A 7,338-nucleotide genomic window follows, 5' to 3' on the forward strand; every position below is an offset into this window, starting at 1 on the left:
CGGACATGTTGCTCCGGGCCACCCCGCAGGCCGTCGTCAGGCTTCTTCAGCCGGCTGTCAGCAGGGCCTGCGCCCCGTCCAGGGAGCGTTCCAACGAGAACAGGAAGAACTCCGTCTCCTGCGCCGCGATCGCCTCGGGGTCGGTGCTGCGCGCGCGGGCGGTGGTGCCCGCCGCCGCGAGACCCGGTTGCGACTCGTCCTCCGCGAAGGCGGCCAGCGCGCGTCCCATGTCGGCCCGTGCCGTGGGGTACTGGCCCCGGTCGTCCTCCACGGCGACCAGGGTGAACGCGGTGTTGAAGAGGTAGCGGTAGACCTCCGGGGCGTGCTCGCCGAACCCGGCCTTCATCAGCACCCGGATGCCCGTGTCGATGGTGGGCAGCGCCGACGGCACGTTCGGCCCCACCGCGCACAGCCGCCTGGCCACGCCGGGGTACCGGCGCAGCACCGTTCGCCCGTCGAACATCACGGAGCGGAACCAGTCGCGCCACGGGATGTCGTCGCCCGGGATCGGTATCCAGGAGATCACGCGGTCGATGACCCCCATGACCACCGCCTCGCGGTCGCCGACGTGGTAGGCGATCGCCCCCGGCCAGACGTCCAGCCTGGTGGAGATCTGCCGGATGGACAGGCCGTCGAGTCCCTGTTCGCCGGTCACCTCGACCGCGGCACCGATGATCTTGTCCGCCGTGATCGGCGGCAGGCCCGCCGCCGCACGGGACCGGCGGCGGGGTGCAGTGTCAGGCATGTCGATGGACCTCACGCTGGGGCGCTGTCTGGCAGCGCGGGGACGCCCTGCGGCTCGCCGGGCACGCCCAGACTAACTCATTAGCCACTGTCTAACAGAGTGAGGTACTCTGCCTGTTAGACAGTGACTAACAGAGGTCGCTCGACCTCTGCGGGAGACGTCTTCCCGCCGCCCCTTCCGCCCCGGTGCGGCCCGCTTCCCCGCCTGCACCGGAACCTCCCCGAGAGGCTCCATGCCATGCGCAAGTGGATGCCGCTGCTGGCCGTGTGTCTGGGCACGTTCATGCTGCTCATCGACGTGACCATCGTCAGCGTCGCGCTGCCCCAGATGACCGACTCGCTCGACGCCTCGTTCTCGGCCCTTCAATGGGTCGTGGACGTCTACGTCCTCGTCCTCGCCGCCCTGCTGATGGCGCTCGGGTCGCTGTCGGACCTGGCCGGCGCCCGGCGCGTCTACCTCGCCGGGCTGGCCGTCTTCGCGCTCTCCTCGCTCGCCTGCGGTCTGGCCTCCGACAGCCACATGCTCATCGCCGCACGCGGCGTGCAGGGCGTCGGCGCGGCGGCCATGTTCGCCACCAACACCGCGCTCCTGGCCGCCAATTACCGGGGCCGCGACCGCGGCGTCGCGTTCGGGATGTGGGGCGCGGTCAACGGCGCCGCCGCGGCCGCCGGACCGATCCTGGGCGGTCTGCTCACCGAGCACCTGAACTGGCGCTGGATCTTCCTGGTCAACCTGCCGGTCGCCGCCGTCGCCCTGTACATCGGCGCCCGGCACCTGACGTCCTCGGCCACCCGCAGCGACCGCCGCGTCGACCTGCCCGGCACGATCGGCTTCACCCTCGTCGCCACCCTGCTCATCTTCGGCCTGATCCGCTCCGGCGAGGACGGCTGGGGCGACGGCCTCACCCTGACCCTGTTCGGCGGATCCGCCCTGGCGCTGCTGCTGTTCGTCCTCGTCGAGCGCGGCCGGCGGGACCCGATGCTGGACCTGCGCCTGATGCGTACGCCGTCCTTCGCCACCCTGATGGCCGGCGCCGTGGTGTTCAGCGCCGCCGCCTTCGCCAACCTGGTGTTCGTCTCCGTGTGGGCCCAGTCCGTGCTCGGCTTCAGCCCCGTCAAGGCGGGCCTGATCCTGATGCCGTTCAGCGGCATGTCCTTCGTCGCGGCCGGACTGGCCGGCCGGTTCCTCGCCAACGTCGCGCCGCAGTACCCGATCGGCGGCGGCCTGCTGCTCATCGGCGTGGGTTCGTTCCTGGAGATGTCCGTCTCCGGCACCTCGGGCTGGACGGCCCTGCTGGCCGGCTTCCTGGTGTCGGGAGCGGGCGTCGGCATCGCCTCACCGGTCCTCGCCTCGGCCGCGCTCGCGGCGGCCCCGCCCGACCGTGCGGGCATGGCCGGCGGCGCCGCCAACACCTTCCGCCAGCTCGGCTTCGCCCTCGGCATCCCGGCCGTCGGCACCATCCTGTCCGGCGTCATCGCCACCAAGCTCGCCGCCGGCGGGCTGTTCACCCACACCGACGCCCTGGCCGACCTCGTCACCGGCGGACAGTCCGCGGCCGTGCTCGCCACGGTCCCGGGGGAGTCCCGCGCCGCCGCCCAGCGGACGATCGAGGAAGCCTACGCCGCCGGCCTGGACCGGGTGTTCCTCGCCGGCGGTCTTCTCGCCGTCGTCGCGGGCATCCTCGTGCTGCTCGTCGTCCGCGGCTCGGCCGCCCCGTCGGCGACGGATTCCGCGTCTGCCGCTCCTGACGTCAGCAAGGCGCCCGAAGGGGGAATTCCCGCGGTGTGACCGCGGAACCCGGAGCCCCGTCCGACCGAATGGAGGGGCGTTCCCCGTAAAGCGTGCCCCACGGAATCAACCCTCCGTGGTGGGACGACTTTCGGGGAGCGCCCCTCATTCGTCGTCCCGGGCCTTTGCGCCCCCCGTCGAAGGCAATGCCGCCGCCATTCACCGCGCACTTGGGAAACCTGTTGCCACCCGTTTGCGATGCGTTCAGGCGTCGCGGTGAACATCCCGCGGCGCACCGCCCACGTCAGACCTGATCGTCCAACTCCCCTGCCTGGAAGCCGCATCGCGGGTCGGCGAGAGCTGACAGGCGTGCTGACATATCTTACGCAGGCTGACATCCGCGCGGGCTTCGGCCAGCCCGGCCGAAAACCCGCTGTTCAGCGAGGGAAATGGAACCGGCGGCGCGCCGAAGCACCCATTCCGTAAGCGCTGAAAGGGTTTGCCGAGCCCTGGGCCGGTTGCCGGTCGAGGACCGTGGCCGTAGGTTCACGGATGCGGATCGATAACTGCCGCCCGGCCTGTTGTGGCTCTTTTCGCCCAAGCACCCCGCACCTCTGCAGCGTGGCGTGCGGCGGGAATCCGCCCAACCCCCGGAAAACATGCGAGAAGCCGTTCGGAGAGGATCGCACATGGTGAAGATCACGGCCGATGAGGCCCAGAAGTGGCTCATCGACGAGATAGCGACACGGCTGGGCGTCGAGCCCTCCCAGGTCCCGCCGGACCAGTACTTCGACGAGCTCGACCTCGACAGCACCGCCGCCCTGATCATCGCGGGCGAGATGGAGAAGTGGCTGGGCTTCGAGCTCGGTACCACCGCCCTCTGGTACCACCCGACCATCGAGGCCCTCGCCGCGCACATCGCCGAGGAGTCCGAGCAGCGCACCGCCGCGGCGTGACACCGGGGGGCGCCGGGCCGGTTCGCCCCCCACCGTCAGCCCGGAGCCCGCCGCAAGGCGCCTCCCCGCAAGGGCACTCGCCAGGATCGCCGTCACCGGCCCGAGCCCGGACCCGCACCCGCGCCGGCCACCGCCGGCCGCGGCTCGCCCGGCCGCCGCTCACGACTTCCCTGTTCGCTCCAGATCCAGAGAGATTCGCCGTGAACTCTTCGCAGGAATCCGACCTCGACCGTCGGCTCGCCCGGGATCCCATCGCCATCGTCGGCCTCTCCGCGCTGTTTCCCCAGTCCAGCAATCTGCGGGAGTTCTGGTCGAACGTCGTGTCGGCCGCCGACTGCATCGACGACGTGCCCGCCGGCCACTGGAACGTCGACGAGCACTACGACCCCGACCCCACCGTGCCGGACAAGACGTACGCCAAGCGCGGCGGCTTCATCCCGGACACCCCGTTCAACCCGCTGGAGTTCGGGCTGCCGCCCAACACCCTGGAGGTCACGGACGTCCTCCAGCTGCTCAGCCTCGTCGTCACCCGTGACCTGCTCAAGGACGCCGGCGCCGACCAGGACTGGTACGACAAGGCGCGCACCGGCGTCGTCCTCGGCATCACCGGCGCCAACCAGCTCACCCAGCCGCTCACCGCGCGGCTGCAGAGCGGCGTGCTCAAGGAGGTCGTCCGCAGCTGCGGACTGTCCCAGCGTGATGCCGACGAGATCGTCGCCAAGTTCCGCCTGGCCTACGCACCGTGGGAGGAGAACTCCTTCCCCGGCATGCTCGGCAACGTCGTCGCGGGGCGCGTGGCCAACCGCTTCGACCTCGGCGGCATCAACATGACGATCGACGCCGCCTGCGCCAGCTCCCTCGGCGCGGTCCGCGCCGCCGTCAGCGAGCTGGTCGAGCGGCGCGCCGACACCATGCTGGTCGGCGGCTGCGACGCCGAGAACACCATCTTCATGTACCTCTGCTTCAGCAAGACGCCGGCGCTGTCGAAGTCCGGGCACATCCGCCCGTTCGACAAGGACGCCGACGGCACGCTGATCGGCGAGGGCATCGGCATGCTCGCGCTGCGCCGCCTCTCCGACGCCGAACGCGACGGCAACAAGATCTACGCCGTGCTGCGCGGCATCGGCACCTCCAGCGACGGCCGCTTCAAGTCCATCTACGCCCCGCGCAAGGAAGGCCAGATGGTCGCCCTGCGCCGCGCGTACGAGGACGCCGACTGCTCACCGGCGAGCGTCGAGCTGTTCGAGGCCCACGGCACCGGCACCGCCGTCGGCGACGCCACCGAGCTGAGCGCGCTCGCCGCCGTCGTCTCCGAAGCCACCGACGACCGGCGCTTCGCGGCCCTGGGCAGCGTCAAATCGCAGATCGGGCACACCAAGGCGGCGGCCGGCGCGGCCGGCATGATCAAGCTGTCGCTCGCCCTCCACCACAAGGTGCTCCCGCCCACCATCAACGTGGCCGAGCCCAACCCCGCCATCGACTTCACCGGCGGCCCCGTCTACGTCAACTCCGAGACCAGGCCCTGGATCCGCACCCCGGAGCGGCCCAAGCGCCGTGCCGCGCTGTCCTCGTTCGGCTTCGGCGGCACCAACTTCCACGTCGTGATGGAGGAGTACGGCGACGGCGACGACCTGCGCGTCGCCCACCCCGTGGCGGCGGTGCACCTGTGGCACGCGCCCGACACCGCCCAGCTCACCGAGGCCCTCGCGGCCGGCGCTCCCGCGACCGGCGGCCCGGCCCCCGCGCACCACGCACGGGTCGCCTTCGTCGCCCGCAACGCACAGGAGCTGGACGACCTGCGCACGCTGGCCCTCGGCGAACTGCGCGCCCGCCCCGACGCCGACGACTGGTCCCACCCCAAGGGCCTGTACTTCCGCCGCACGGCCGCGCCCTCCGGCAGGACCGCCGCGTTGTTCTCCGGGCAGGGCAGCCAGTACGTCAACCCCGGCCGCTCCGCCGTGCTGGCGCTGCCGCCGCTGCGGGCCGCCTTCGACGCCGCCAACCGCCACTTCGAGGGCGTCGAGCCGCTGTCCCGCATCGCCTTCCCGCCGCCCGCGTTCGACGACGCCGAGCGCGCCGAGCAGGAGAACGCGCTGCGCGCCACCGCCTACGCCCAGCCGGCCATCGGCGCGCTGTCGGCCGGCCAGTTCGCCTACCTCACCGAACTCGGCTTCAGCGCCGACGGCTTCCTCGGCCACAGCTTCGGTGAACTCACCGCCCTGTGGGCCGCCGGATCCCTCCCCGACGAGGCGTTCTTCGCGCTGGCCCGGGCCCGCGGCAAGGCGATGGCGCCGCCGCGCGAGCCGGGGTTCGACGCCGGCGCCATGGCAGCGGTCTCCGCCGCCGAGGAGCGCGTGAGCGAGCTGCTCGGCCGGCGCACCGACGTGGTGGTCTGCAACCGCAACGCGCCGGACCAGATCGTCGTCGGCGGCCCCACCGAGGAGATCGAGCGCCTCCTCGACGACGCCGCCGCGGCCGGTCTGCGCGCGAGCCGGCTGCCCGTCTCCGCCGCCTTCCACACCTCCTTCGTCGGCCACGCCCTGGAGGCCTTCCGCGCCGACCTGGAAAGCCACGAGGTGAGAGCCCCCACCGGCACGGTGTACGCCAACACCAGGGGCGCCGCGTACGGCGACGACCTCGCCGCCAACCGCACGGTCCTCGCCGAACAGCTCATCAACCCCGTCGACTTCGCCGCCTGCGTGGAGGACATGTACGCGGCCGGACACCGGGTGTTCGTGGAGTTCGGCCCCAAGAGCGTGCTCACCCAGCTCGTACGGCGCGTCCTGGGCGACCGCGAGCACACCGCGCTCGCGCTGGACGCCGGTCCGGGACGCGACGCCGACGTCGCCCTGAAGCAGGCCGTGGCCCAGCTCGCCGTCCACGGCCTGCCGCTCGCCACCGGCGACCGCTACGTCGAACCCCCGGCCGAGGCGACGCCCGTCAAGGGCATGTCGATCCTCCTCAACGGCATCAACTACGTCTCGCCCGAGCGCAAGGCCAAGTACCGGGACGCGATCGAGAACGGTTACGCGATCGCCGTGCCGACCCTGCCCGGCAGCGACGGATCGGCGCCGACCGGCACACGGCCCGGCACCGGCGCGGGCGCCGCGAGCACCACTCCGGCTCCCGTCGCAGCCCCGCCCACCGTCCCGGCGCCGGCTCCCGCGCCTGCGAGCGCGGCCGCGACGGTTCCGGCTCCCCACGGTGCGTCCTCCGCGACGCGTCAGGGAGCCGCCGCGGCGCCCGTCGCCCTGTCGTCCACCGCTGTGGCCGTACGCGAGCCCAGCGCCGTCGCCGAGGCCGACCCGATTCCCGCTCCTGCTTCCACCGTCATGGAGAGCCCTCACGTGGACAGTGACCGCCTGGCCGATCTCGTGGCCGACCATCTCGCCCTGCACGACGACTACTTGAACAGCCAGCTCCAGAGCGCCCAGCGCCTCGCCGGACTGCTGGAACGCGCCGCCGAGCAGGACCGTCTGCGGCAGGTCCTCCCCGGCGTCAACGCGGTGAAGGAGCACGGGCTGGACATCGGACGCACCCACCTGCGGGCCAACGAGATCCTGCGCGACCTCGCCGGCCTCGAACTCGGCACGGCGCTCCCGGCCGCGGCCCCCAGCCCCGCCGCCGTCCGCCCCGCGCCCCGGACCGAGGCCCGGCCCGCGCCGCTCGCCGCGGCTCCGGCCGCCCTGGCTCCGGCCCTCGCACCCGCCCCGCAGGCCCTGGCCACCGCGCCCGCGACCGCGCCGGCTCCCGCTCCCGCGCCGCAGACGGTGGCCGTCACCGCGCCCAGCACCGCCGCACAGCCGCCCGCGCCGGCCGCCGAGCCCACCACGCCCGGCGTCGACGCGGCCGGTGTGGCGGCGGCGCTGCTGGAGGTGGTCGGTGCGAAGACCGGTTATCCGGCGGACA

At 72.6% G+C, this 7,338-nt stretch carries 4 protein-coding genes; 3 read left to right on the forward strand and 1 reads right to left on the reverse strand.

Annotated features, from left to right (window positions below):
• Positions 1–46 precede the first annotated feature (46 nt).
• Positions 47–745: a TetR/AcrR family transcriptional regulator gene (locus ACFVYK_RS33715; protein WP_389780533.1), complete on the reverse strand. Its 699-nt coding sequence runs from the start codon at positions 743–745 to the stop codon at positions 47–49.
• 237 nt (positions 746–982) lie between these two features.
• On the opposite strand from ACFVYK_RS33715, the gene ACFVYK_RS33720 reads away from it, so the two are divergent.
• The 3 genes from ACFVYK_RS33720 to ACFVYK_RS33730 form a co-directional block, all read left to right on the forward strand.
• The gene (locus tag ACFVYK_RS33720; protein WP_389780534.1) at positions 983–2,533 is read left to right on the forward strand and encodes an MFS transporter; all 1,551 of its coding nucleotides are present in this window, start codon (positions 983–985) and stop codon (positions 2,531–2,533) included.
• A gap of 629 nt (positions 2,534–3,162) precedes the next feature.
• The gene (locus ACFVYK_RS33725) at positions 3,163–3,429 is read left to right on the forward strand and encodes an acyl carrier protein (protein ID WP_389780535.1); all 267 of its coding nucleotides are present in this window, start codon (positions 3,163–3,165) and stop codon (positions 3,427–3,429) included.
• 200 nt (positions 3,430–3,629) lie between these two features.
• The coding region (locus ACFVYK_RS33730; protein WP_389780536.1) for a beta-ketoacyl synthase N-terminal-like domain-containing protein at positions 3,630–7,338 on the forward strand (3,709 nt) is incomplete at its 3' end.

Source organism: Streptomyces sp. NPDC058291, from assembly GCF_042880855.1.
Lineage (GTDB): Bacteria > Actinomycetota > Actinomycetes > Streptomycetales > Streptomycetaceae > Streptomyces.

Coding starts and splice junctions, on each gene's coding strand:
- ACFVYK_RS33715 (WP_389780533.1), bottom strand. CDS start 745: ATGCCTGACACTGCACCCCGCCGCCGGTCCCGTGCGGCGGCGGGCCTG.
- ACFVYK_RS33720 (WP_389780534.1), top strand. CDS start 983: ATGCGCAAGTGGATGCCGCTGCTGGCCGTGTGTCTGGGCACGTTCATG.
- ACFVYK_RS33725 (WP_389780535.1), top strand. CDS start 3,163: ATGGTGAAGATCACGGCCGATGAGGCCCAGAAGTGGCTCATCGACGAG.